The sequence below is a fragment of the Mesorhizobium sp. WSM3224 genome, assembly GCF_000427725.1.
Lineage (GTDB): Bacteria > Pseudomonadota > Alphaproteobacteria > Rhizobiales > Rhizobiaceae > Mesorhizobium.
Genome location: NZ_ATYO01000031.1, coordinates 39,824 through 64,560, shown reverse-complemented (window position 1 = coordinate 64,560; position 24,737 = coordinate 39,824). Strand labels below are relative to the sequence as shown.

Below are 24,737 nucleotides of genomic sequence, written 5' to 3'. Positions count from 1 at the left end.
TGCGGCCTGCCAGCGCGCCTAAGCCCCCAGGCCGTCGAACAGGATGGTCGAGAGATAGCGCTCGGCGAAGGAGGGGATGACGACGACGAGGTTCTTGCCCTTGTTCTCCGGTCGCGAGCCGACAATGATAGCGGCCTGCAGCGCCGCGCCCGACGAGATGCCGACGGGCACGCCTTCGAGGCGGGCGACGAGGCGGGCATTGGCGACCGAATCCTCGTTCGAAACCCTGACGACCTCGTCATAGATCGACGTATCGAGGATTTTCGGGGCGAAGCCGGCGCCGATGCCCTGGATCTTGTGCGGGCCGGGCTGGCCGCCCGACAGCACCGGCGAGGCCTCAGGCTCGACGGCCACGACCTGCAGCGACGGCTTGCGCTTCTTCAGCACCTGGCCGACGCCGGTGATGGTGCCGCCGGTGCCGATGCCGGCAACGAAGATGTCGACCTCGCCATTGGTGTCGTTCCAGATCTCCTCGGCAGTGGTGCGGCGATGGATCTCGGGATTGGCCGGATTCTCGAACTGCTGCGGGATGATGGCGTTGGGCAGCGTGGCGGCGAGCTCGTCGGCCTTGGCGATGGCGCCCTTCATGCCTTTCGGCCCTTCGGTCAGCACCAGTTCGGCGCCGAGCAGCGCCAGCATCTTGCGGCGCTCGACGGACATGGTCTCCGGCATGGTGAGGATCAGCTTGTAGCCCTTGGCGGCGGCGGCGAAGGCGAGCGCGATGCCGGTGTTGCCGGAGGTCGGCTCGATCAGCGTCGTCTTGCCGGGCGCAATCTTGCCGGCCTCCTCCAGCGCCTCGATCATGGCGACGCCGATGCGGTCCTTGACCGAAGCGATCGGGTTGAAGAATTCGAGCTTGGCCATCAGGTTGGCGACGATGCCCTTCTCCTTGGCGAACTTGTCCAGCCTGACCAGCGGCGTGTCGCCGATCGTCTCCGTGATCGAGTTGAAGACGCGGCCGCGGCCGGGCACGCGCGCGGAGGTGACGGGCTTGTTCATTGGTTCGCTCCCAAGGCAATGGCACAGGCAAAACAGAATAGGGCTTTCAGCCGCGCAAGATAGGCTGAGGTTTGAAAATATCCGAGTGGGGCGGTTGCTGAAAAGCACCCCAAGCCGGAAACGCATTTTCCGGATTGGCCGGTTTCAGGAATGGCTTGGCTGAAATCAAAGCCATCACGCACCAAGGTGCGTTGAGATTCAGATCAGGCCGAGCCGAGAAGGGTGGTTTCCGAGAACCGGAGCGGAGCGTACTCAAAGTACGTGAGCACCGGAAGCGCAGGAAGCCGTCCTTCGCAGGCCGGCCTCACCTGAATATCAATACACCTTATTGGCGGGCCGCTATGGCCGCGGCTGCGCCCATCATGAAGCCTGCGGCGGTGCGGTTCAGCACCTTTAGCGCACGCGGCGATTTCAGGAACCAGCGCGCCTTGGCGGCTAAAGCCAGATAAGGCACCAGCACCACGAACAGCACCACCACGGTAAGCGCCACGAGGATGGCATAGTCGGCGAGCGTGATCGTCTTCAGGTCGACGATGGTCGGCGTGATGGCGAGATAGAAGATCATCGTCTTGGGATTGCCGAGCGTGACCGTCAGCCCGGCGATGAAGCTCGACGCCAGACCGCCCTTGGCCTTCCGCGCCTCGATGGTCTCGGGCGTGATGCCGCTGGTCCAGAAGCGCCAGGCCAGGAAGGCGAGATAGGCGACGCCGGCCCATTTGATGGCAAGGAAAACCATGCCGAAGGTCTGGGCGACGAAGGCGAGCCCGAGCACCACGGCGGTGAGATAAGTGAGGTCGCCGAGCATCAGGCCGAAGGACATGGCGAGCGACGAGCGAAAGCCGGAGCCGAGCGCGCGGGCGACTAGCGCCGTGACGCCCGGGCCCGGAATGGCGGCGGCGACGCCGAGCGCGGCGCTGTAGGCGAGGAATCCGGTGAGTGTCATGGCTCAGGCCTGGCGTGTGGTAAGGGACCGGTGTGGAGCGCGGCTTCTATCATGATGCCGGGTCGACGGATATTCCCTCACGGCGGAATTCGTTGCGCCAGCTCGGCCGGGAGGTGGTTCCGGCCCGGCATTTGGCCGGTCGGGTGCGCCTTGGAGATTGGCGCAAGCCTCCCAACCTCGTCATCCACTGGCGGAGCAAGGAGCGAAGCGACGCGCGCGTCGCCGAGGCTTCAGCCAATCTCCAACGTTTGCGCTGGTTTCACGAACGCCGAATGTCTTGCCCTCGACAACGGCAGCCTTCCAAAATCCCTTTGTCGAACAGCTACCCGCCGTAAGTAATGCGCCAGACGGTGCCGTTGCCGTCCTCGGTGAGGATCAGCGCGCCATCCCTGGCCACCGCCACCCCGACCGGCCGGCCCCAGACCGCGTCGTCGGCAATGACGAAGCCGGTGGCGAAATCCTCATATTCGCCGGTCGGCTTGCCGTCCTTGAACTTCAGCCGCACCACCTTGTAGCCGGTGCGCATATCGCGGTTCCAGGAGCCGTGCAGGGTGACGAAGGCGTCGCCCTTATAGTCGGCGGGGAAATTGCCGCCGTCGTAAAAGGCGATGTTGAGCGGCGCCGAATGCGCCTGCATCAGCACGTCGGGCACAGTGACCTTGCCGGCGAGGTCCGGGCGGGCGCCCTCGTGGCGCGGGTCCTCATTGTCGCCGATATAATACCAGGGCCAGCCGTAGAAGGCGCCTTCCTTCACCGCGGTGGCGTATTCGAAGGGGGTGTTGTCGCCAAGCTCGTCGCGCTCGTTGACGACGCACCAGAGCGCGCCGGTCGCAGGCTGCACAGTCATGCCGGAGCAGTTGCGCAGGCCGGTGGCGAACGTCCTTCGGTTGTTGCCGTCGGGATCGAAGGCGAGGACGTCGGCGCGGCCCTGTTCCGCGCCCCAGGCCTCGCCCAGCGGCTGCGACTTCGCCCACTCCTCCACACCGCCTTTCGGCCTGGCGCCCATATCCTCGGCGATGTTGGAGCCGGAGCCGACCGACAGATAGAGCGTCTTGCCGTCGGGCGAGAAGGCGATGTCGCGCGTCCAGTGGTGGCTGGCGGGGACTTTGGCCACGATTATCTCCGGCTTGCCGGACGCTTCCAGGTCGCCGTCGCGATACGGGAAGCGGACGACGCTGTTGCTGTTGGCAACATAGACCCATTGCGGCTTGTCGCCCGGCGGATAAAAGGCGATGCCGTAAGGCCGGGTCAGGCCCTTGGCGAAGATCGACGTCTCGGCGGGCTTCGCGCCGCCTTCGGCAAGGCGGTAGACGCGGACCTGGCTCGCCAGGCTGTCGGCGACGAAGAGGTCGCCATTCGGCGCCACGCGCACGACGCGGGGGCTGTCGATGCCGGATGCGATCAGCTCGGCGGAGAAGCCTGGCGGCAGGATCGGTTTCGCGTCCTCGGGGCGCTCGGCGACGTCGCCGCTGTTCGAAGCGGACTCCGTCACATAGGGTTTCGGCAAATCCTGCGGCTTCAGCAGCCTGCGCACGCCCGGACGGTCGGCCTTCCAGTCGCCGAAGGCTTTCTCGCCGCCGAGCAGGGGTTGACCGGCCTGCTGCGCAAAGGCGCCGCCGGCAAGAACCAGCGCGAGGCCCGCAAGGCCGGCGATCCGTTTCATGGCTGTCCTCCGTCATCTGCCGAGGCGCTCGTCTCGGTTGGGCGCCTACAGACAGCAGATATTGGGCAAGCGATCAAAAAATGGAAGCATGCGCACGCGGATTTGACGGCGGATCACCGAGGCTCAGGCCTCTTCGATATCCAGATCGTCGTCGAGGCGCTTTTCCAACTCGACGAGGTCTGCCGGCAAGGGCAGGCCCATGGCGCGCAGCTCCCTCAGCTTCTCGCGCAGCTGTTCCTGGATCTCATGATCATCCTCGGGCTGGTTCACCATTTCCTCGAGCAGCAGGCTGATCTGGGCCTTGAGCGATTCTAGCGCCATTTTCTTACCCCCTTGAGGAACTCTAGCGGAGCATGCGCGAAATGAGCTGCGCGGTATAGTCGACCATCGGGACGATGCGCGCGTAGTTCAGCCGGGTCGGCCCGATGACCCCCAGCGCGCCGATGACGCGGGCATCCTTGTCGCGATAGGGCGCGACGACCAGCGACGAGCCGGACAGCGAAAACAGCTTGTTTTCCGAGCCGATGAAGATGCGCACGCCCGGCCCTTCCTCGGCGAGGTCGAGCAGTTGCAGCAGCCCGTCCTGCGTCTCCAGATCCTCGAACAGATGGCGCAGCAATTCCAGATCGGCCTGGGCGGTGACGTTTTCCAGCAGGTTGGCGCGGCCGCGCACGATGAGACGCGCCGGCAGGCCGCTTTCGGCGCCCGCCCAGACCGCGAGACCTTTCTCAACCAGGTCCTGCGACAGCGTATCGAGCGCCGCCTTGGTCTCATCCTTGACGCGCGAGATCTCGATCCGCGCCTCGGCCAGCGTACGGCCGCGAATATGGGCGTTGAGGAAGTTCGAGGCCTCGTGCAACTGCGAGACGGTGATGCCGGCGGGCAGGTCGACGACACGGTTTTCGACATCGCCGTTCTGCGACACCAGCACGGCAAGCGCCTTGGTGGGTTCGAGCTGGATGAATTCGATGTGCTTCAGCGCCACCTCGTTCTTGGAGGCGAGCACGAGGCCGGCGCCGCGCGACATGCCGGACAGCATCTGGCTGGCCTCGGTCAGCATATGCTCCAGCGTCGCGCCCGGACCCGAAGCGCGCACCTGCGCTTCGATGACACGGCGCTCCTCGTCGGACAGGTCACCGAGCTCCATGAAGGCATCGACGAAGAAGCGCAGGCCCGTCTGGGTCGGCAGCCGCCCGGCGGAGATATGCGGCGCGTAGATGAGGCCTAGATGCTCCAGGTCGCTCATCACGTTGCGGATGGTGGCGGGCGACAGCGACGACGGCAGGATGCGCGACAGGCTGCGCGAGCCGACTGGTTCGCCGTCGCGCAGATAGGAATCGACAATCCGCCGGAAAATATCGCGCGAGCGCATGTCGAGTGACTGAAGTACCGGCGACTGCGACGTCGGATCGACTGGTTTGTTCATTCCGGCGAAAAACCTCCTACCGAAAGATATAGACTTAAGCCATGCTGGCGCAACCCAGTGCCGCGCTTGCGGTCACGGTGCCGCGCTTGCGGTCACCCGGCCGTTTTTCTTGCGCCGCCCTTTTCCTTTGCGACTTGGGCTACATGCGTCTACAAGCCGGCCACGATTCCGGAACCGAGAAGAAAGCAGGCCGAATGCGCCCCTCCAAACGCCAAGCCGACGAAATGCGCGCCATCTCCTTCGAGCGTGGCGTCTCCAAGCATGCCGAGGGCTCGTGCCTGGTGAAGTTCGGCGACACGCATGTGTTGTGCACGGCGAGCCTGGAGGAAAAGGTGCCGGCCTGGATGCGCAATTCCGGCAAGGGCTGGGTGACGGCCGAATACGGCATGCTGCCGCGCTCGACCGGCGAGCGCATGCGGCGCGAGGCCTCCGCCGGCAAGCAGGGCGGCCGCACGCTGGAGATCCAGCGGCTGATCGGCCGGAGCCTGCGCGCCGTGGTCGACCTGCAGGCGCTGGGCGAGCAGCAGATCACCGTCGACTGCGATGTCATCCAGGCCGATGGCGGCACCCGCACCGCCTCGATCACCGGCGGCTGGGTGGCGCTCTACGATTGCCTGCGCTGGATGGAAGCGCGCCAGATGGTGAGCGTCGCCAAGGTGCTGAAGGACCATGTCGCGGCGATATCCTGCGGCATCCATGACGGCCAGCCGGTCATCGATCTCGACTACCTCGAGGATTCCTCGGCCGGCACCGACGCCAATTTCGTCATGACCGGCAAGGGCGGCATCGTCGAGATCCAGGGCACCGCCGAGGGCGAACCGTTTTCCGAGGAGCAGTTCGCGGCGCTGATGGGGCTGGCCAAGAAGGGTATTTCGCGGCTGGTGAGTCTGCAGCAGATGGCGGTGGCGTAGGGGTTTCCAATGCCGAGCCTAGGCCCCCCTCTCTGGCCTGCCGGCCATCTCCCCCTCAAGGGGGGAGATTGGATGTCGCAAAGGCTTTCGCCAATCTCTAAGGCTGCGAGGGCGCCGAGGCTGAAGCTGCCAATCTCCCCCCTTGAGGGGGAGATGGCCGGCAGGCCAGAGAGGGGGGCCTCGTGATACCCTCGGCGATTTTGGAATCGGCGCTCTACGTCACCGATCTCGCCGCCGCGGAAGCCTTCTACCGCGATATCCTCGGCCTTACCGTCCTCGGCAAGGTCGAAGGCCGCCACGTGTTCTTCCGCTGCGGCGACGGCGTGCTGCTTCTCTTCAACGCCGAGGCGACGAAAATCCCACCCGCGCCGGACGCCAGGCTGAAGGTGCCGCCACATGGCACGGCCGGCGAAGGCCATCTCTGCTTTGCCGCAAGCGCCGACGAGATCGCCGCCTGGCGCGGGCATCTGGCGGCAAGGAACATTGCCATCGAAAGCGATTTCGAATGGCCTCAAGGCGGACACTCGATCTATATCCGCGACCCGTCGGGCAATTCGATCGAGTTCGCCGAGCCAAGGATCTGGGGTTTCTGATGCATTCGCTCAACGGAAAGAAGATCGTCGTCGCCAGCCACAATCAAGGCAAGCTGCGCGAATTCGCCGACCTGATGGCGCCGTTCGGCTTCGAGGCGAAGTCGGCCAAGGAATACGGCCTGCCGGAGCCGGACGAGACCGGCACCACCTTCGAGGAGAACGCCTATATCAAGGCCTATGCGGCGGCCAAGGCCACCGGCCTGCCGGCGCTGTCGGACGATTCAGGCCTCTGCGTCGACGCGCTCGACGGCGCGCCGGGGGTCTATACCGCCAACTGGGCCGAGACGCCGGACGGCAGCAGGGATTTCGGCATGGCTATGCGCAAGACCGAAACGGCGCTGCAGGAAGCCGGCGCGACCGAGCCGGCGCAGCGCACCGGCCGCTTCGTCGCCGTCATCTGCCTGGCATTTCCGGACGGCGAGGCCGAGTATTACCGGGGCGAGGCGGAAGGCACGCTGGTGTGGCCGCCGCGCGGCACGCTCGGCTTCGGCTACGATCCGGTCTTCCTGCCCAATGGTTTCGACAAGACCTTTGGCGAGATGAGCGCGGATGAAAAGCATGGCTGGAAGCCCGGCCAGGCGACGGCGCTTTCGCACCGCGCCCGCGCCTTCCAGAAATTCGCGCAAGCCCGATTGGATCTGGTGCGATTAAATTTGGCGCGATCGGGATCCGCATGAACCCGGTGACCATGCCGCTCGACCGCAGCCCCGGCTTCGGTGTCTATATCCACTGGCCGTTCTGCGCGGCCAAGTGCCCTTATTGCGACTTCAACAGCCACGTCCGCCACCAGCCGGTCGACCAGGAGCGTTTCGCCCGCGCCTTTGAGGCTGAGCTCAAGACCATGCGTGCCCGCACCGGGGCGCGCGAGGTGACCAGCATCTTCCTCGGCGGCGGCACGCCGTCGCTGATGAAGCCGGAAACGGTGGCGACGGTGCTGGAGGCCGTGGCGAGGAACTGGACAGTGCCGGCAGGCATCGAGGTGACGCTGGAAGCCAACCCGTCCTCGGTCGAGGCCGAGCGGTTCCGCGGCTATCGCGCCGCCGGCGTCAACCGCGTGTCGCTCGGCGTGCAGGCGCTGAACGACAAGGATTTGCGCTTCCTCGGCCGGCTGCACGATGTCGAGGAGGCATTGCACGCCATCGGCTTGGCGCGCGAGATTTTTCCGCGGCTTTCCTTCGACCTGATCTACGCCCGGCCGGGCCAGACGCCGGAGGCGTGGGGAGCGGAACTGGAGCAGGCGATCGGCTATGCGGTCGACCATCTTTCGCTCTACCAGCTCACCATCGAGGAGGGCACGCCCTTCCACGCGCTCTACGCGGCGCGCAAGTTCACGCTGCCCGACAACGACCACGCCGCCGACCTTTACGCGCTGACGCAGGAGGTGACGGCAGCGCATGGGCTGCCGGCCTATGAGATTTCCAACCACGCCCAGCCGGGCACCGAGAGCCGGCACAATTTGACCTACTGGCGTTATGGCGAATATGTCGGCGTCGGGCCGGGCGCGCATGGCCGTTTCGTCGAGAATGGCCGCCGCACGGTGACCATCGCGGAGAGGATGCCTGAGACCTGGGCCAATCTGGTCGAGGCCAAAGGGCACGGCATCACCGGCGGCGAGATTTTGACGCGCTCCGAGGAAGCCGATGAATTCCTGCTGATGGGCTTAAGGCTTGCCGAAGGCATCGACCTCCAGCGCTACGAGGCGCTCGCGGGGCGCGGCCTTTCGAGCGCGCGGCTTTCTGTGCTGCAGGAGGAAGGATTGGTGGCGCCGGTCGGCAATGCCCGCCTGCGCGCCACGACCGCCGGCATGATCGTGCTCGATGCGGTGGTGGCGGATCTGGCGCGGTAATCTCCTGAAGAACGTCCTTTTCGTCTGCAGCCAGAACCGCTTGCGCAGCCCGACCGCCGAGCAGGTGTTTTCCAAGCGGCGCGACATCGAGGTCGCGTCGGCTGGCACCAATCATGACGCCGACAATGCGCTGACGCATGAGCTTGTCGCGTGGGCCGACATTGTGGGCCCGGAACTGGTGCGGCTGCTCGCATCCGGGCGCGGTTGTCGATAGCCAAGTGGAGTTGTCGGTTCAAAATTTGCTTACGGGACACCGATATAGAGCTAGCTTTTCCTTTCCTCCTGTGTCTGAAAAGTAACATCTTTGTGGTCATAGCGGCGATATTCTCAAGACCGCCGATTTCTGGATCAGAGCGCGTTTAGGAGATTCCATGCGAGCTTCCAATTTTGCCGTCCTGGCATCGCTTATTTTCGCAACTCCGGCGTTCGCTGCCGATCTCGCTGCTCAAACAACTGAGCCTGCACCCTATAGCTGGACCGGCTTTTACGTCGGTGCGAATGTTGGGGGGGCGTGGAATGATAGCAAGTGGACTGATTTTGGGGGACCTGAGTTCAACACGAACGGCAACGGTGTCGTTTATGGCGGCCAGATTGGATATAACTATCAAATCCAACAATTCGTGTTGGGCGTAGAAGCTGATTTCGACGGATCATCTGTCAAAGGTGATAATCAGTGCTCGACCGCGATCGGATCTGTTTGCAGAACGAAGCAGGACTGGCTTGCCTCGGTTCGCGGGCGCGCTGGTTATGCTTTTGATCGGCTGCTGATATATGGGACAGGCGGCATCGCCTTCACGAAGTATAAGTTCAATCAAATCACCCCACTTGATCAGTCATGGAATGGTGGTTCACGTACTGGCTGGACGGCTGGCCTTGGTGCTGAGTATGCCTTTTCGGATCACATCACGGCAGGCGTGGAGTGGAAGTATTACGATTTCGGGAAGAAGACGGGCGACGGAGGCATTGGTCCAACGTCGATCCGGTTCAATGAGACCGAAAACAGTGTTGTCGCCAAGGTGAACTACAAATTCTGAGCGGCTGCGCGAAATCAACGAAAGTTAGTAAACGCCGCGCGGCATCCGCGCGATGACTCTGGTGCCGCGACGTTCTACGCGTCGTGCTTCTGGCGGTGCTTGCCGCGCGGCTTCTCGCCATGCGTCTCGCCGTCGCGGGCCGGCTTCTGGTCGGCCTTGTCCCGGCGGGTGCCGTTCTGGGCAGCGATCGGATGTGATGGGGTGCCCTCGCGGGCGGTCTTGCTTTCAAGTCGGCCGATAAAAACGTCGAAGCGATTGGGCATCGTCCGGTCCTGCCTCCTCCCGGGAATCAGGGGTTAAATTCGCCGTTGCCGGTTTCGTTCCTCACTATGGCAAAGGCATGGCGATTTCCTTACGTCGACCTCACGTTTTGCAACGAAGCGTCGGCTATGCCAAACAGGGCGGGTTATGAGGGGCATTCGGTGACCGGCGACAAACGCAGCTATGTGATCGGGCAAACCGAGATCGCGGCGCGGCCGCTTGTGCCGGCGCTCTATCTGGTGGCGACGCCGATCGGCAATCTGGCCGACATCACGCTGCGCGCGCTGGAGACGCTTGCTAGCGCCGATATCGTGGCCTGCGAGGACACGCGCGTGTCGCGCGTGCTGCTCGAACGCTACGGCATCCGCCGCCGCACCACCGCCTATCACGAGCACAATGCCCAGGAGGCCGGGCCGAAGCTGATCGAGGCGCTTGCCGCCGGACAGAGCGTGGCGCTGATATCGGACGCCGGCACGCCGCTGGTCTCCGATCCCGGCTACCGGCTGGTCGGCGAGGCGCTGGAGCGCGGCATCCGCGTTATCCCGATCCCCGGGCCTTCGGCGGCACTTGCGGCGCTCACCGCATCCGGCCTGCCTTCCGATACCTTCCTGTTCGCCGGTTTCCTGCCCACCAAGACGGGCCAGCGGCTGACGAAGCTTGAAAGCTTCAGGCAGGTGCCGGCGACGCTGATCTTTTTCGAGTCGCCGCGCCGGCTGGCGGAGACGCTGACTGCGATGGTCGAGGCGCTGGGCGGCAGCCGCCGGGGCGCGATCGGCCGCGAGCTGACCAAGACATTCGAGGAGACCCGCACCGGAACGCTGGCCGAGCTTGCCGACCATTATGCGGCGGTCGACACGCCGAAGGGCGAGATCGTCATCTGCGTCGGCCCGCCGGAAGCGACGGAGGATCAGCCGGCAGACATCGACCGGCTGCTGTTGTCGCTTGCCGCCGAAATGCCGGCCTCGAAGGCTGCCGCGGAAGCGGCGAAGATGACCGGCGGCCAGAAACAGGCGCTCTACCGGCGGCTCTTGGAGCTCAAGGAAGGCAGCGGTGGCTGAGCGTTCGGCGGGCCATCGCCGCAAAGCCTATCGGCGCGGCCATCGCGGCGAATGGTTGGCGGCGCTGGCGCTGATGCTGAAAGGCTACCGCATCCTCGCTCGCCGTCACCGCACGAAACTCGGCGAGATCGACCTTATCGCCCGGCGCGGCGACCTCGTGCTGTTCGTCGAGGTCAAGGCGCGCCGTACGCTGATCGAGGCGATGGAAGCGATCGGGCATGAATCGGAGCGCCGGATCGAGGGCGCAGCCGACATCTGGCTGTCGCGGCAGCCGGATTATGGGCGACTGTCTATGCGTTTCGACATGGTTGCGGTGCTGCCCTGGCGCTGGCCGGTGCATGTCGAGAATGCGTTTTATGGAAGGAATTGAGGGGCTACTTTCGGAGACGTTGGCGGGACAGCACCCCCCTCTGTCCTGCCGGACATCTCCCCCGCAAGGGGGGGAGATTAGCAGCTTAGGCGCCGCGCCCTTCTTCGACATAGGCGATTGGCGAAATCGCAGTGACATCCGATCTCCCCCCTTGCGGGGGAGATGGCCGGTAGGCCAGAGGGGGGTGGGCGGGAACTCGACAAAGCGGTGCGGGCGAAGCCCGCCGCTCACCCCCAGATCATCAGCGCCGCCAGCCCGACGCCGCCCACCACCAGGCGCCACCAGCCGAACAGCGAATAGCCGTTGCGCGAGACGTAATCGAGCAGGAAGCGCACCACGATCAGCGCGGTGACGAAGGCGGCGATGAAGCCGATGGCGATGATCGGCAGGTCGGCCGAGGTCAGCACGTTGCGGTTCTTGTAGAGGTCGAAGGCGAAGGCGCCGACCATGGTGGGCATGGCGAGGAAGAAGGAGAATTCGGCCGCCGCGCGCTTGTCGACGCCCATCAGCAGCGCGCCGACAATCGTAGAGCCGGAGCGCGAGGTGCCGGGGATCAGCGACAGGCACTGAAACAGGCCGATCTTCAGGTAAAGACTGGTCGGGAAGCGCTCGACGTCGTGATGGACCGGCTTGAAGTTGATGCGGTCGACGACGAGCAGCACGACGCCGCCGATGATCAGCATGATGCAGATCAGCCGCGGCGATTCGAACAGGATGGTCTTGATGAAATCATGCGCCAGCGCGCCGATGACCGCCGCCGGCAGGAAGGCGATGAGGATGCCGATAACGAAATGCCGGGTCTGCGGGTCGCTGGGCAGCTTGACGGCCATCTGCCAAAGCTTGCTGAAATAGACGCTGAGGATCGCCAGGATGGCGCCGAGCTGGATCAGGATCTCGAAGGCCTTGCCGGTGGAATGGAAGCCGAGGAAATGGCCGGCAAGCAGGATATGGCCGGTCGAGGACACCGGGATGAACTCGGTCAGGCCCTCCAGTAGCCCAAGCAGCAGCGCTTCGACGATGGTCTGGCTTTCCATGGCAACCTCTGCTTTTGAATGATAGCGAGAGCATGATGCCGAAAAGTTTGAAGCGGTTTTCGGACGACATCATGCTCCCAAGGGAAGGGCTTGCTTGTCACGGGGCGGAAGTCCCCCTATAGGTCGCACACCATGACAGTCCCTGGAATCGGGCGGCCAAGACTTACCGGCGCCGTTAGCGATTCGCCAGTGCGCCTTATCATCGCGGAACCATGCTGACGCTTTTCCATCATCCCATGTTCGCCACCTGCCGCTTCGTGCGCCTCGCCTTCGGCGAGTATGGCGAGGAACTGGCGCTGATCGAGGAAAAGCCGTGGACGCGGCGCAAGGAGTTTTTGGCGCTGAACCCGGCCGGTACGCTGCCGATCCTGCTTGCCGAAGGCGACGTGCCGATCGTCGGCGCCATGGTGATCGCCGAATATCTCGACGAGACGCGCGGCGTCTTGAAGCGCGACAAGCGGCTGTTCGCCGAGGACCCGATGCAGCGCGCCGAAATCCGCCGGCTGACCGACTGGTATCTGAACAAGGCCGAGAGCGAGGTGACCCGCCACCTGGTGCGCGAGCGCGTGCTGAAGCCGGTCATGCCGGAAACCGCCGGCGGCGGCTCGCCGGATTCGGCGGCGATCCGCGCCGCGCGCGCCAACATCCGCCAGCACATGAAATACACCAACTGGCTGGCCGGCACGCGCCATTGGCTGGCCGGCAACAAGGTGACCTATGCCGATTTGGCAGCGGCCGCGACGCTTTCGGTGCTCGATTATCTTGGCGAGATCGACTGGCGCGAGCATGCCGCCGCGCGCGAATGGTACACGCGGGTGAAATCACGGCCGGCCTTCAGGCCGCTGCTCTCCGACCGGGTGCGCGGCCTGTCGCCGGTATCGCATTATGCGGACCTCGACTTCTGATAAACTGCGCGCGCTGATCGACGCGGAGGCGCGCCGCGCCGGCTTCGACGCGGTCGCGGTGACCCGGCCGGACGCGATCCCGCTGGCGCCGGCAAGGCTCGCCGAATTCGTTGCCGACGGTTTCCACGGCTCGATGGAGTGGATCGCCGAGACGGTTCAACGGCGAGCCGAGCCCTCGACGCTGTGGCCGGAAGTCCGCTCGATCATCGTGCTGGCGATGAATTACGGCTCGGACCACGATCCGCGCGGTATCCTCGAAAAACGCGACCGCGGCGCGATCTCGGTTTATGCGCAGAACCGCGACTACCACGACGTTATGAAGGGCCGGCTGAAGGAGATCGCCGGCAAGATCGTCGCGCGCGCCGGCGGCGACGTGAAGGTGTTCGTCGACACGGCGCCAGTCATGGAAAAGCCTCTGGCGGAAGCGGCGGGGATAGGCTGGCAGGGCAAGCACACCAATCTGGTGAGCCGCGCGCATGGTTCATGGCTGTTCCTCGGCACGATCTTCACGACCGCCGAACTGGAGCCGGACAAAGCCGAAATCGATCATTGCGGCTCCTGCCGCGCCTGCCTCGACGTCTGCCCGACCGATGCGTTCCCCGCGCCTTACCGGCTCGATGCGCGGCGCTGCATTTCCTACCTCACCATCGAGAACAAAGGGCCGATTCCGCATGAATTCCGCGAAAAGATCGGCAACCGCATCTATGGCTGCGACGATTGTCTCGCCGTCTGTCCGTGGAACAAGTTCGCAAGTGCTGCCTCGGAGGCGAAGCTTGCCGCGCGCGCGGATTTGCGCGAGCCGCCGCTTTCGCAGCTGTTGCTTCTCGACGATGCGGCGTTCCGGGCCTTCTTCTCCGGCTCGCCGGTCAAGCGCATCGGCCGCGACCGTTTCATCCGCAACGTGCTGATCGCCGCCGGCAATTCCGGTGATGCTTCGCTGACGCCCATCGTGCGTGGTCTGCTCAACGAAGCCTCGCCGCTGGTGCGGGGTGCGGCAATCTGGGCCCTGTCGCGGCTGCTCTCCGACCGCGAATTTGGCGATCTTGCCGCCACGGCTTCGAAGACCGAAACCGATGCGGTGGTCCAAGAGGAATGGCTGGCGGCGCCGGCGCGTTCCGTGAAGGCCGATTGATGGGGGTTCATCGATGAGCGAAAGACGCTTCTTGATCTTCGGCGCCGGCTATTCCGGCAAGGCTTTCGCGCGGGCCAACGAGCGGCGCGCGCCGGTCTTCGGCACGACCCGGGCGCCGGAAAAATTCGAAGCGCTGCGATCGGCTGGCATCGAGCCGCTGCAATTCGACGGCGCGCTATCGCCCGAGCTCAGCGATGCGCTTGCCAGGACGACGCATCTCATCGTCTCGATTGCTCCCGACGAAGCCGGCGACCCGGTGCTCAACGTCGCTGGCGAGACCATTCGCAACAAAATGCCGGCGCTGGAATGGATCGGCTATCTCTCCACCGTCGGCGTGTATGGCGATCATGGCGGCGCCTGGGTGGACGAGACCAGCGACTGCCGCCCGGTGTCGGAGCGCTCGGTGATGCGGGTGGCGGCCGAACGGGAATGGCTTACACTTGGCCGCGAGCTCGGGAAACCGGTGGCGATCCTGCGTCTATCGGGCATTTACGGGCCGGGCCGCAACGCGCTGGCCAATCTCGAGGACGGCACGGCGCGGCGGCTGGTCAAGCCCGGCCAGGTGTTCAACCGCATCCATTGCGACGACATCGCCGGCGCGCTCCGGCTTCTGGCCGACAACAATCTCGGCGGGATCTTCAACGTCACCGACGACGAGCCGGCGCCACCGCAGGATGTCGTCGCCGACGCCGCCGGGCTGATGGGCGTCGAGCCGCCGCCCGAAATTGCCTTCGAGACCGCCCAACTTTCGCCCATGGCGCGTTCTTTCTATGGCGAGAACAAGCGCGTCGCCAACAACGCGATCAAGGCGGCCGGCTATCGCTTCCGCTTCCCGAACTATCGGGTGGCGCTGGAGCGGATGTGGGCCGAGGGCAATTGGCGGGACGGAGAGCCGCGCAGCCCCATGAAAGGCACATGATCGAAGCGCGGCGCGCGACATGGTATGATTCGGCTCAATGCCGAGGGCCGACTTGAGGGGGGACCCAGCCCGATGAAACTGCGATCGTTGCCCGAGAGGAAGCCGTTCCTGACAGCCGCGCTGGCGCTGGTGACACTGGCCGCGCTGGCGGCTGCCGCCATTTCAGCCGAGCCTCGCGCGAAGGACCTGTTCGGCGCCCGAAAGCTGCCGGCAGTGGCACGCGCGCAATCCTTCGGCTTCTACTCCAGGGGCTGCTTCACCGGCGGCGTGGCGCTGCCGATGGACGGTCCGACCTGGGAAGTGATGCGCCCCTCGCGCAACCGCCGCTGGGGCCATCCGGCGATGATCGCGCTGATCGAAAAACTGTCGCGCGATGCCGCCGCCGACGGCTGGCCGGGGCTTCTGATCGGCGACGTTTCGCAGCCGCGCGGCGGACCGATGATGACCGGCCATGCCTCGCACCAGATCGGGCTGGACGCCGACATCTGGCTGACGCCGATGCCGAAGCGGCCGCTGACCACGGCGCAGCGCGAGACCATGAGCGCGACGCTGATGGTCGACGAGAAGACGCATCTGGTGAAGGAGGCGCTGTGGACGCCGCAGCACACAAGGCTGCTCAAGCGCGCGGCGAGCTATCCGGAGGTCGAGCGCATCCTGGTCAATCCCGGCATCAAGAAGAAGCTTTGCGACACCGTCACCGGCGACCGCACCTGGCTGCGCAAGATCCGGCCGTTCTGGGGCCATGACTATCACTTCCATATGCGCATCGGCTGCCAGCCGGGCTCGCCCTTCTGCAAGGCGCAGGAAACGACGACGGACGACGACGGCTGCGGCAAGCCGCTTGCCTGGTGGTTCACCGAGGAACCGTGGCGGCCGAACAAGAACCCGGATGCGCCGAAGGCGCGCGACCTGATGACGATGGCAAACCTGCCGAAGCAATGCCAGGACGTGCTCAACGCGCCGGATGCGCCGTCGCTGGAGGCGGTCACCTATCAGGGCGGCGCAGCCGCGGTCGCCGTGGCCGAACCGCAGCCGACCGAGCCGGCGGAGACGATCTCCAGCGGCAGCGCGGCAATGCCGGCAGCGGCGAGCGCCTTCGCGCCGACGCCAAAGATAGGCATCCCGCTGCCAAGGCCAAGGCCGGGGAACTGAGGCGCGGCCTGCGTGATCTCCCCCCTTGAGGGGGAGATGGCGGCGAAGCGGCCAGAGGGGGTCGTCTCGCATAGATCGCCGGCTTTGTCTTTCGCCCGGAAAGCGTCGGCGCTTCACGCGCGGCCCCCCTCTGTCGCCTTTGGCGACATCTCCCCCTCAAGAGCAGGGCAATCGCATATGAGTTTTTTTACGAAGAGGACCCCCACCCTTAATCCCTCCCCACAAGGGGGAGGGAGACTTGGTAGGCGCCGATCCCCGCAAATCGCTTAACGCATGTCGCCCAGAAGTGCGCAGCGGGTCTGGGACAACGACATGCATCAAAACAAAGACTTAAAGCGCGTCGCCTGAATCTGTTTCAGCGCGACGCGCTTTAGGTTCGACGCCAAAAAGGGTGGCATGCGGCAGCGTTCCCTCCCCCTTGTGGGGAGGGTTAGGGTGGGGGTCCTCTTCGTAAAAAACTCATATGCGATTGCCCTGCCTCTAGGGGGGGGAGAGAATGCCGTCACGCCACGCCTGAAGCCAAACCGGCTTTCCCTTTGCAAGCCCATGCGCTAGTTCAACGAACAGACAAGCGGCCGGAACGGGGTGAGCGGAGAGCATGGTAGGTGAAGACGATAGAACGCTGCGGTTTCCGGTCCTGATCGGCGATATTGGCGGCACCAATGCGCGCTTCTCGATCGTGCTCGACGCCAATTCGGAAGCGACCGAGCCGCAGATCGTCCAGACCGCCAATTTCGCCACCATCGACGAGGCGATCCAGGCGGCGGTGCTCGACCGCTCGTCCATCCAGCCGAATTCGGCGGTGCTGGCGGTGGCGGGCCCGGTCGACGGCGACGAGATCCGTCTCACCAATTGCCCCTGGGTGGTCAAACCCCACCAGATGTTTGCCAATCTGGCCCTAAGCGAAGTCGTGGTGCTCAACGATTTCGAGGCGCAGGCGCTGGCAGTGGTGGCGCTGGGCGAAGAGCATATGGAGAAGATCGGCGGCGGCACGCCGGAGCCCAATGCGAGCCGCGTCGTGCTCGGCCCCGGAACCGGGCTCGGCGTCGCCGGGCTGATCTACGCGCTCAATCACTGGATCCCGGTGCCGGGCGAGGGCGGGCACATGGATATCGGCCCGCGCACGCCGCGCGATTTCGAGGTGTTCCCGCATATCGACAAGCTGGAAGGCCGCATTTCCGGCGAGCAGATCCTGTGCGGACGCGGGCTGGTCAATGTCTATCGCGCCGTGGCCAAGGCCGACGCCAGGCCGGCGCCTTTCACCACGCCGGCCGAAGTCACCGCGGCGGCGCTCGCCAAATCCGACCGGACAGCGGAGGAGGCGCTGGCGCTGTTCGTCACCTGTCTCGGCCGCACCGCGGGCGACCTGGCGCTGGTGTTCATGGGCCGCGGCGGGGTCTTCCTGACCGGCGGCATCGCGCAGAAAATCGTGCCGGCGCTGAAAGCCGGCAATTTCCGCGCCGCCTTCGAGGACAAGGCGCCGCACAGCGCGCTGATGCGCGAAATGCCAGTCTACGTCATCACCCACCCGCTGGCGGCGCTGCTCGGGCTAGCCGCCTATGCCAGGACGCCGTCGCTGTTCGGCGTGCAGACGGCGGGGCGGCACTGGCGGGCGTGAGGCTGGGTCGCGGCCCGCCTAGCCGGCGTCTGTTGCGACGGTGAAGAAACTCCGAAAGGCCGGCGCGAGGCCCCCCTCTCTGTCCTGCCGGACATCTCCCGCTCAAGCGGGGAGATTGGCAGCTTCGGCGCTCCGCTCGATCTTGCGACGATGCCGCGACGAAGTTTCGCCATAGGCAAGCCGTAGCCGGGGCGCTAAGAGGGTGCCGAAAAGCAGCCCCGTCCGACGAGAACCCACGAAGCGCCCCCGATTTGACCGTCCAAACTTCCCTCAAACTGAAAGTCCAGCCCGCCGAGGTCAGTGCGGTGTTGCGCCGCATCCTGGCTGAAAACGGCAAGGAATATCGCTGGACCTATGTCGTTGCCGTCGCCTGCCTGCTGATTGTTTCCGGCACCACCGCCTTCACGGCGTGGATCATGGCCCCGATGATCAACCAGATCTTCTACGAACGGCGCAGCGACATGATCGTCTGGATCTGCGCCGGTTTCATGGGCGCCTCCCTGCTGCGCGGCTTCGCCGGCTACGGCCAGGCACTGGCACTGGCCAGGATCGGTAACAATCTCGTCGCCCGCTACCAGAAGCGCAGCTTCGACCATCTGATGAAGCTCGGCGTCAACTTCTTCAACGAGACCCGTTCCGGCCGGCTGGCGGCGCAGGTCAACGAGAATGTCGGCGGCATTCGTGACCTGCTGTCGCTGACACTGACCTCCATCAGCCGCGACGCGGTCTCGCTCGTCGCCCTTGTCGGCGTGATGATCTACCAGGATCCGGTGTTGTCGCTCAGCTCGCTGCTGATCGGGCCGCCGCTGATCTGGGCCGTCATCTACATCACCCGCCGGCTGCGGCGGATCAACCGGGAATCCGTGCTGATCAACTCGCAGCTGAACGGGTCGGTGCAAGAGGCAACGCAAGGCATCGCCATCGTCAAGGCCTTCACCCTGGAGGAGGAGCTGGCGCGCCGCATCGGCATCATGGCCGATACGGCCGAACAGCGTAACAACAAGATCGCCCGCGTCTCCGAGCGGCTGTCGCCGATTTCCGAGATTCTGGGTGGCCTCGCCATTACCGCCGTGCTTGCCTATTCCGGCTATCGGGCGCTGGTGCTTGGACAGCCGCCGGGCGCGGTGTTTTCCTTCATCACCGCGCTGATCATGGCCTACGACCCGGCGAGACGCCTGGCGCGCACGCAGGTCGGCATGGAACGTGCCCTGGTCAACGCCCGCATGATCTACGAGCTGCTCGACCTCGAGCCGAAGCAGGGTGACGCCCCCGACGCGGTCGAGGCGAAGGTCACCACCGGTGAGGTGCGCTTCGACAATGTGACGTTCGGCTACAATGCCGACACGCCGGTGCTGAGGGATTTGAGCTTTACCGCCGCGGCCGGCAAGGTCACGGCCATCGTCGGCGCCTCGGGCGCCGGCAAGTCGACGATCGTGGCGCTGCTGCAGCGCTTCTACGACGTCGACGAGGGCAGCATAGAGGTCGATGGCCAGGATATTGCCAAGGTGACCACACATTCGCTGCGCCAATCGATCGCCTATGTGGCGCAGGCGCCCTATCTGTTCGAGGGCACGATTCGCGACAACATCCGCTACGGCCGGCTGTCGGCCACCGACGCCGAGATCGAGCAGGCGGCGAAACTGGCCGCCGCCGACGAGTTCATCCGCCAGCAGCCACAGGGCTACGACACGCCGGTCGGCGAAAGCGGCTCGACGCTTTCCGGCGGCCAGCGCCAGCGCGTCTCGATCGCCCGCGCCATCGTGCGCCAGGCACCGATCCTGCTGCTCGACGAAGCGACCTCGGCGCTCGACAATGAGGCGGAGGCGCGCGTCCAGGAAGCGCTGACCCATGTCATGGAAGGCCGCACCACCATCGTCATCGCGCACCGGCTGTCGACGGTGGTCAATGCCGACCACATCATCGTGCTGGAAGAGGGGCGGCTGGTCGAGGAAGGCACGCATGCCTCGCTGATGGCCGACCCGCACAGCATCTATGCCCGCTTCCACCGGATACAGGGCAAGAAAGGGCTGGGGCTTGTCGACGACGTCAAGCCAAGCCAAACTTCGGGCCAAACTCCGGCGCCGCGCAGCCGCGCCAAGAAGACCGTCAGGAGAAGCGCATGAGCGAAGCAGGCGATATGGGCCTGGTGGTGGTTGGCGCCGCCGGCCGCATGGGCCAGACGCTGATCCGCGCCATCCACACCATGCCGGGCGCGCGCGTCGCCGCCGCGGTCGAGCGGCCGGACTCGGCGCATCTCGGCAAGGATGCCGGCGAGATTGCCGGCATCGGCATCATCAACGTGCCGATCGTCGACGATCCGCTGCCGGCCTTCGCCAAGGCCGACGGCGTGCTTGATTTCACCGCGCCCGCGGCAAGCGTCGAATTCGCCGGCTATGCCGCGCAGGCGCGCATCGTCCATGTCATTGGGACCACCGGCTGCTCGACCGACGACAATGCCAGGATCGCGGCTGCCGCGCGCCACGCCACGATCGTCAAATCCGGCAATATGAGCCTCGGCGTCAATCTTCTGGCGGTGCTGGTCGAGCAGGCCGCGAAGGCGCTGGACGCCGACGATTTCGACATCGAGATCCTGGAGATGCACCACCGGCACAAGGTCGACGCGCCGTCCGGCACGGCGCTGCTGCTCGGTGAGGCGGCGGCGAAGGGGCGCGGCATCGATCTTGCCGGCAACAGCGTGCGGGTGCGCGACGGCCATACCGGGGTGCGCAAGGCGGGCTCCATCGGCTTCGCCACGCTGCGCGGCGGCTCCGTCGTCGGTGACCACTCGGTGATCCTTGCCGGCACCGGCGAGCGCATCACGCTTTCCCACCATGCCGAGGACCGGGCGATCTTCGCGCGCGGCGCCGTCAAGGCGGCGCTCTGGGCGCGTGGTAAAAAGCCCGGACTTTATTCCATGCGGGACGTGCTCGGCCTGAGCTGATCCTTATCCAACATTTATAGGAGCTGACATGTCGGGAACTCTCGTGCTCGTGCGCCACGGCCAGAGCGAATGGAACCTGAAGAACCTGTTCACCGGCTGGCGCGACGTCGGCCTGACCGAGCAGGGCACCGCCGAGGCGCTCGCCGCCGGCGAAAAGCTCAAGGCGCGCGGCGTGAAATTCGACATCGCCTACACCTCGGCGCTGATCAGGGCGCAGAAGACCTGCCAGCACATTCTCGACATCGTCGGCCAGGCCGACCTGAAGACGATCCGCGACCAGGCGCTCAACGAGCGCGATTATGGCGACCTCTCCGGCCTCAACAAGGACGACGCGCGCAAGAAATGGGGCGAGGAGCAGGTGCATATCTGGCGCCGCTCCTACGACATCGCGCCGCCCGGCGGCGAAAGCCTGAAGGATACCGGCGCGCGCGTGTGGCCCTATTACCTGCACGATGTGCAGCCGCACGTGCTGCGCGGCGAGACCGTGCTGGTCGCGGCGCACGGCAACTCGCTGCGCGCGCTGATCATGGCGCTGGACGGCAAGAGCGGCGAGGAGATCGTCAAGCTCGAGCTCGGCACGGGCGTGCCGATCATCTACAAGCTCAACGCCGATTCCACCGTGGCGTCGAAGGACGTGCTGGAGGGGTGAGGCTGTGGCCTCAGTCACTGAAGTCGGCGCCGCGCAAAGATTCTTGCGAAGAAGGACCCCCACCCTTAGTCCCTCCCCACAAGGGGGAGGGAGACTTGGTAGGCGCTGATCGCCGCAAATCGCCTAGGTTCGACGCCAAAGGGGGTGGCATGCGGCAGCGTTCCCTCCCCCTTGTGGGGAGGGTTAGGGTGGGGGTCCTCTTCGTAAGAACTCATATGCGATTGCCCTGCCCTCGAGGGGAGGGATTAAGGATGGGGGTATTCGTAGGGCGCAAGTTGCCCATATGCGATCGCCCGGGCGGGTGAGTGCCAACGCCAACATCCAGAACTGAGCCGGCAAGCGGCGGGCAATAAAAAAGCGCGTTGACACATATCGTTTGCCCGCTTACATGAGCCCGCACCAGCCCAGATGGCGGAATTGGTAGACGCGCACGGTTCAGGTCCGTGTTCCGCAAGGAGTGGAGGTTCGAGTCCTCTTCTGGGCACCATCCTTCGCTCTTCGAGCTTCGGATGGCAGGCCATCCGGAGTTCTAAGAACGAAGGATAGGCGCCATTCATCCCGACTGCCAACGGGATCTCCAGTTAGACAAGACGTGCCGCGGCGCTCCGGAATTCTGCTCCGTTGCATTGTTCGGCATAGGTCACGGAATGGATCCTCGGGTCTGCGCCGCGTCGCTTCGCTCCTTGCTCCGCCCGTGGATGACGAAGCGGCGTGCCCAACCTACCCTCCCGGCCAGTCCCCGAACAAAGCGCTTCAAACCCGCCGCCCCGGGCGCTACGGTCCGCCCCATGGCCCCATCCGTCAGCCCGACCATCGCCAACCGTCGCGACCAGATGTTCCCGATCCTCACCGATGCGGACATCGAGCGCATGCGGCGGTTTGGCGAGATGCGAACCTATGCGGCCGGCGAGCATATGGTCACCGCCGGTACCATTTCCCCCGGGCTGATCCTCATCCTGGCTGGCAAGGTCGACATCACGCAGGCCGGCGGCATCGGCCCGCGTGAGCCGATCGTCACCCATGGCCCCGGCAACTTCGTCGGCGAGCTGGCGCAGCTGTCGAACCGGCCGTCGCTGGTCAATGCCGAGGCGAACGGACCGGTCGAGGCGATCGTCATCGCCTCGCAGCGGCTGCGCGACCTGATGGTGCAGGAGGCGAACCTCGGCGAGCGCGTCATGCGGGCGCTGATCCTGCGCCGCGTCGGCCTGCTCGAAAGCGGCGCCAGCGGGCCGATCGTCATCGGCCCACCCGGCAATGGCGACGTGTTGCGGCTGCAGGGTTTTTTGCGGCGCAGCGGGCTGCCGCACCGGGCGCTCGATTCCGACACCGATCCTTGCGCCAAGACGCTGATCGAGCGTTTCCACGTTGATCCGCACCACCTGCCGATCGTGCTCTGCCCGAACGGCAAGCTGATGCACAATCCGGGTGAGAACGAGCTTGCCCGCTGTGTCGGCCTGTTGCGGCCGATCGATGCCGGCAAGGTCTATGACGTGGCCATCGTCGGCGCCGGACCGGCGGGACTGGCGGCGGCGGTCTATGCCGCTTCCGAAGGGCTGTCGACGATCGTGCTCGATTGCCGCGCCTTCGGCGGGCAGGCCGGCGCCTCGGCTCGCATCGAGAACTATCTCGGCTTCCCGACCGGGATCACCGGCATGGCGCTGATGGCGCGCGCCTATAACCAGGCGCAGAAATTCGGTGTCGAGATGGTGATCCCCGACGAAGCGAAGCTGCTCGACGACGCTACCGACGGCGCCCGCCACAGGCTTGCCATCGGCGACGGCGAGAGCGTGCGCACGCGCGCCGTGGTGATCGCCAGCGGCGCACGCTACCGCCGGCTCGATGTCGCTAACCTGGCACAGTTCGAGGGCACCTCGGTGCATTACTGGGCCTCGCCGATCGAGGCGCGGCTTTGCCAGGACCACGAGGTGGCGCTGGTCGGCGCCGGCAATTCGGCCGGGCAGGCGGCCGTCTATCTGGCGAGCCAGGTGCGCAAGGTGACACTTCTGGCGCGCCGCGACAGCCTTAACGCCACCATGTCGCGCTATCTGGTCGAGCGCATCGAGGCGCAGCCGAACATCGAGGTGCTGACCGAAACCGAGATCGCGGCGCTTGAAGGCCATGAGGGCAATCTCGAGGAGCTGCGCTGGCGCAACCGGGTAAGCGGCGAGGAGACGACGCGTGCCATCCGCCATCTCTTCCTGTTCATCGGCGCCGATCCGAACACCGACTGGCTGGCGAATTGCAATGTCGCGCTCGACGCCAAAGGTTTTGTGCGCACCGGACCGGACGTGGCGCAGGGGCACGGCCTGATGGAGACCAGCCGCGGCGGCGTGTTCGCCATCGGCGACGTGCGCTGCGGCTCGACGAAGCGGGTCGCCGCCGCCGTCGGCGAGGGCGCGCAGGTGGTCGCGGCGTTGCATGCCTATCTGGCGCGGGATGGCGCCGCCTTAAACCAATAAGCCGAACGGCGAGGAGAGCGTGATGGATGAATGCCCGCATACGAAGGACATCAAAAAGGTCACGCCGAGCGCGCTCGGCTGCGAGGAATGCCTGAAAAGCGGTTCCTGGTGGGTGCATCTCAGGCTCTGCCGGACATGCGGTCACGTCGGCTGCTGCGACGACTCGCTCAACCGCCACGCCACCAAGCATTTTCATGCCACGCAGCATCCGATCATCGAGGGCTACGACCCGCCTGAGGGCTGGGCATGGTGCTTCGTCGACGAGGTGTTCATCGACCTCGGCGACGACACGACGCCGCAGACCGGCCCGATTCCAAAGTTTGTTTGAGAGTGCAGGGCAAGCCGGCGGCCGGGCGACCCTTCTTTAGCGCAGCGAGCCCGTAACCGTCGGATCGGCGGCATCGGGCACGGATTTGCGCTCATTGCCGGCCAGAATGCCGATGATGAGAAGGCTGAGCACAACCGGGACAAACAGGATGGCGACGCGCGCCTGCACGTAGAAGATGGCGCGCCATTCATTTCGCTTTTCGTCGTTCATCATGCTCGCTCTGTGATGCCTCCCGGAGTGGGGACATAGAAGGGAAGCGTTAAACAACCCCTTCCGATTCGGTTAACGCGGGACGATCTGCTATGGTGAGATCATGAAAGACGACCCTACAGACGAGCCTGCCTTCGGGGAGACACTCAAGAGCCGCATCAAGGTCTCGCCGGAAGTTTATGCCGAGTTCCTGGCGTTACTCGATGCGCCGGCCAAGCCCAACGAAAAACTCTCCAAGCTCATGAAGGCCCGGCTGCCTTGGGGGAGCAACTGACGCCTCTGGTTG

General features: G+C 65.1%; 26 protein-coding genes, 1 tRNA gene and 1 pseudogene. 20 read left to right on the top strand and 8 right to left on the bottom strand.

The window, feature by feature from the left end:
- Positions 1 to 18 precede the first annotated feature (18 nt).
- The 5 genes from cysK to hrcA all read right to left on the bottom strand — a co-directional run bounded on the left by cysK (position 19) and on the right by hrcA (position 5,031).
- The gene (gene cysK / locus YU3_RS0129660) at positions 19 to 999 is read right to left on the bottom strand and encodes a cysteine synthase A (protein ID WP_027169625.1); all 981 of its coding nucleotides are present in this window, start codon (positions 997 to 999) and stop codon (positions 19 to 21) included.
- 325 nt (positions 1,000 to 1,324) lie between these two features.
- Complete coding sequence (locus tag YU3_RS0129655; RefSeq protein ID WP_027169624.1) at positions 1,325 to 1,942, bottom strand: LysE family translocator; 618 nt, start codon at positions 1,940 to 1,942, stop codon at positions 1,325 to 1,327.
- Positions 1,943 to 2,264: 322 nt separating this feature from the next.
- Positions 2,265 to 3,605, bottom strand: coding sequence for a sorbosone dehydrogenase family protein (locus tag YU3_RS0129650; RefSeq protein ID WP_027169623.1), 1,341 nt, complete (start codon positions 3,603 to 3,605; stop codon positions 2,265 to 2,267).
- Between the two features lie 123 nt (positions 3,606 to 3,728).
- Positions 3,729 to 3,926: a hypothetical protein gene (locus YU3_RS0129645; protein ID WP_027169622.1), complete on the bottom strand. Its 198-nt coding sequence runs from the start codon at positions 3,924 to 3,926 to the stop codon at positions 3,729 to 3,731.
- Positions 3,927 to 3,948: 22 nt separating this feature from the next.
- Positions 3,949 to 5,031 (bottom strand): heat-inducible transcriptional repressor HrcA, encoded by a 1,083-nt coding sequence (hrcA, locus tag YU3_RS0129640; protein WP_027169621.1) that lies wholly within the window; start codon positions 5,029 to 5,031, stop codon positions 3,949 to 3,951.
- A gap of 194 nt (positions 5,032 to 5,225) precedes the next feature.
- Here hrcA and rph point away from each other — a divergent pair, with 194 nt between their 5' ends.
- The 6 genes and pseudogenes from rph (at position 5,226) to YU3_RS0129610 (ending at position 9,415) form a co-directional block, all read left to right on the top strand.
- Entirely contained in the window at positions 5,226 to 5,942 is a 717-nt protein-coding gene (gene rph, locus YU3_RS0129635; protein WP_027169620.1) for a ribonuclease PH, read from the top strand.
- Positions 5,943 to 6,124: 182 nt separating this feature from the next.
- Positions 6,125 to 6,535, top strand: a complete 411-nt coding sequence (locus YU3_RS0129630; protein ID WP_027169619.1) for a VOC family protein — start codon at positions 6,125 to 6,127, stop codon at positions 6,533 to 6,535.
- A complete protein-coding gene (gene rdgB / locus YU3_RS0129625; RefSeq protein WP_027169618.1) occupies positions 6,535 to 7,212 on the top strand; it encodes an RdgB/HAM1 family non-canonical purine NTP pyrophosphatase in 678 nt (225 codons plus the stop codon). The genes YU3_RS0129630 and rdgB overlap by 1 nt, the downstream gene beginning before the upstream one ends.
- Positions 7,209 to 8,381 (top strand): radical SAM family heme chaperone HemW, encoded by a 1,173-nt coding sequence (gene hemW / locus YU3_RS0129620; RefSeq protein WP_036259864.1) that lies wholly within the window; start codon positions 7,209 to 7,211, stop codon positions 8,379 to 8,381. The genes rdgB and hemW overlap by 4 nt, the downstream gene beginning before the upstream one ends.
- Positions 8,382 to 8,385: 4 nt before the next feature.
- Positions 8,386 to 8,547, top strand: a pseudogene (locus tag YU3_RS37730) (protein tyrosine phosphatase); the annotation flags it as partial.
- A 205-nt stretch (positions 8,548 to 8,752) separates the two neighbouring features.
- Entirely contained in the window at positions 8,753 to 9,415 is a 663-nt protein-coding gene (locus tag YU3_RS0129610) for an outer membrane protein (RefSeq protein ID WP_027169616.1), read from the top strand.
- Between the two features lie 74 nt (positions 9,416 to 9,489).
- On the opposite strand, the gene YU3_RS0129605 is transcribed toward YU3_RS0129610, so the two are convergent.
- Positions 9,490 to 9,678 carry a hypothetical protein gene (locus YU3_RS0129605; RefSeq protein ID WP_027169615.1) on the bottom strand — a complete coding sequence of 63 codons (189 nt, stop codon included), beginning with the start codon at positions 9,676 to 9,678 and terminating at the stop codon, positions 9,490 to 9,492.
- Positions 9,679 to 9,837: 159 nt separating this feature from the next.
- On the opposite strand from YU3_RS0129605, the gene rsmI reads away from it, so the two are divergent.
- Both rsmI and YU3_RS0129595 read left to right on the top strand, forming a co-directional pair.
- Positions 9,838 to 10,734 carry a 16S rRNA (cytidine(1402)-2'-O)-methyltransferase gene (gene rsmI, locus YU3_RS0129600; RefSeq protein ID WP_027169614.1) on the top strand — a complete coding sequence of 299 codons (897 nt, stop codon included), beginning with the start codon at positions 9,838 to 9,840 and terminating at the stop codon, positions 10,732 to 10,734.
- Positions 10,727 to 11,104, top strand: a complete 378-nt coding sequence (locus tag YU3_RS0129595; RefSeq protein WP_027169613.1) for a YraN family protein — start codon at positions 10,727 to 10,729, stop codon at positions 11,102 to 11,104. Before rsmI ends, YU3_RS0129595 begins: the two co-directional genes overlap by 8 nt.
- Positions 11,105 to 11,331: 227 nt before the next feature.
- Here the strand turns inward: YU3_RS0129595 and YU3_RS0129590 are convergent, their stop codons facing one another.
- The gene (locus tag YU3_RS0129590) at positions 11,332 to 12,138 is read right to left on the bottom strand and encodes an undecaprenyl-diphosphate phosphatase (protein ID WP_027169612.1); all 807 of its coding nucleotides are present in this window, start codon (positions 12,136 to 12,138) and stop codon (positions 11,332 to 11,334) included.
- A 212-nt stretch (positions 12,139 to 12,350) separates the two neighbouring features.
- Here YU3_RS0129590 and YU3_RS0129585 point away from each other — a divergent pair, with 212 nt between their 5' ends.
- The 11 genes from YU3_RS0129585 (at position 12,351) to YU3_RS0129535 (ending at position 24,241) form a co-directional block, all read left to right on the top strand.
- Positions 12,351 to 13,043: a glutathione S-transferase family protein gene (locus YU3_RS0129585; protein ID WP_027169611.1), complete on the top strand. Its 693-nt coding sequence runs from the start codon at positions 12,351 to 12,353 to the stop codon at positions 13,041 to 13,043.
- Complete coding sequence (queG, locus tag YU3_RS0129580) at positions 13,024 to 14,175, top strand: tRNA epoxyqueuosine(34) reductase QueG (RefSeq protein WP_027169610.1); 1,152 nt, start codon at positions 13,024 to 13,026, stop codon at positions 14,173 to 14,175. Before YU3_RS0129585 ends, queG begins: the two co-directional genes overlap by 20 nt.
- 13 nt (positions 14,176 to 14,188) lie before the next feature.
- Positions 14,189 to 15,094 carry an SDR family oxidoreductase gene (locus tag YU3_RS0129575; RefSeq protein ID WP_027169609.1) on the top strand — a complete coding sequence of 302 codons (906 nt, stop codon included), beginning with the start codon at positions 14,189 to 14,191 and terminating at the stop codon, positions 15,092 to 15,094.
- A 72-nt stretch (positions 15,095 to 15,166) separates the two neighbouring features.
- On the top strand, positions 15,167 to 16,246 hold the full coding sequence (gene mepA / locus YU3_RS0129570) for a penicillin-insensitive murein endopeptidase (RefSeq protein WP_027169608.1): 1,080 nt from the start codon (positions 15,167 to 15,169) through the stop codon (positions 16,244 to 16,246).
- A 598-nt stretch (positions 16,247 to 16,844) separates the two neighbouring features.
- On the top strand, positions 16,845 to 17,864 hold the full coding sequence (locus tag YU3_RS0129565; RefSeq protein ID WP_027169607.1) for a glucokinase: 1,020 nt from the start codon (positions 16,845 to 16,847) through the stop codon (positions 17,862 to 17,864).
- Between the two features lie 251 nt (positions 17,865 to 18,115).
- Positions 18,116 to 19,987, top strand: a complete 1,872-nt coding sequence (locus tag YU3_RS0129560) for an ABC transporter ATP-binding protein (RefSeq protein WP_036259860.1) — start codon at positions 18,116 to 18,118, stop codon at positions 19,985 to 19,987.
- A complete protein-coding gene (gene dapB / locus YU3_RS0129555; RefSeq protein WP_027169605.1) occupies positions 19,984 to 20,805 on the top strand; it encodes a 4-hydroxy-tetrahydrodipicolinate reductase in 822 nt (273 codons plus the stop codon). Before YU3_RS0129560 ends, dapB begins: the two co-directional genes overlap by 4 nt.
- A gap of 28 nt (positions 20,806 to 20,833) precedes the next feature.
- The gene (locus YU3_RS0129550; protein WP_027169604.1) at positions 20,834 to 21,454 is read left to right on the top strand and encodes a 2,3-bisphosphoglycerate-dependent phosphoglycerate mutase; all 621 of its coding nucleotides are present in this window, start codon (positions 20,834 to 20,836) and stop codon (positions 21,452 to 21,454) included.
- A gap of 402 nt (positions 21,455 to 21,856) precedes the next feature.
- Positions 21,857 to 21,941: transfer RNA gene (locus YU3_RS0129545), tRNA-Leu, on the top strand.
- A gap of 301 nt (positions 21,942 to 22,242) precedes the next feature.
- Positions 22,243 to 23,913, top strand: a complete 1,671-nt coding sequence (locus YU3_RS0129540) for a cyclic nucleotide-binding domain-containing thioredoxin-disulfide reductase (RefSeq protein ID WP_027169603.1) — start codon at positions 22,243 to 22,245, stop codon at positions 23,911 to 23,913.
- Between the two features lie 22 nt (positions 23,914 to 23,935).
- On the top strand, positions 23,936 to 24,241 hold the full coding sequence (locus YU3_RS0129535; RefSeq protein WP_027169602.1) for a UBP-type zinc finger domain-containing protein: 306 nt from the start codon (positions 23,936 to 23,938) through the stop codon (positions 24,239 to 24,241).
- A 36-nt stretch (positions 24,242 to 24,277) separates the two neighbouring features.
- Here the strand turns inward: YU3_RS0129535 and YU3_RS40875 are convergent, their stop codons facing one another.
- Complete coding sequence (locus YU3_RS40875; protein ID WP_156913637.1) at positions 24,278 to 24,454, bottom strand: hypothetical protein; 177 nt, start codon at positions 24,452 to 24,454, stop codon at positions 24,278 to 24,280.
- 100 nt (positions 24,455 to 24,554) lie between these two features.
- Here YU3_RS40875 and YU3_RS39840 point away from each other — a divergent pair, with 100 nt between their 5' ends.
- Complete coding sequence (locus YU3_RS39840; protein WP_084508404.1) at positions 24,555 to 24,725, top strand: DUF1778 domain-containing protein; 171 nt, start codon at positions 24,555 to 24,557, stop codon at positions 24,723 to 24,725.
- The last annotated feature ends 12 nt before the right edge of the window (positions 24,726 to 24,737 follow it).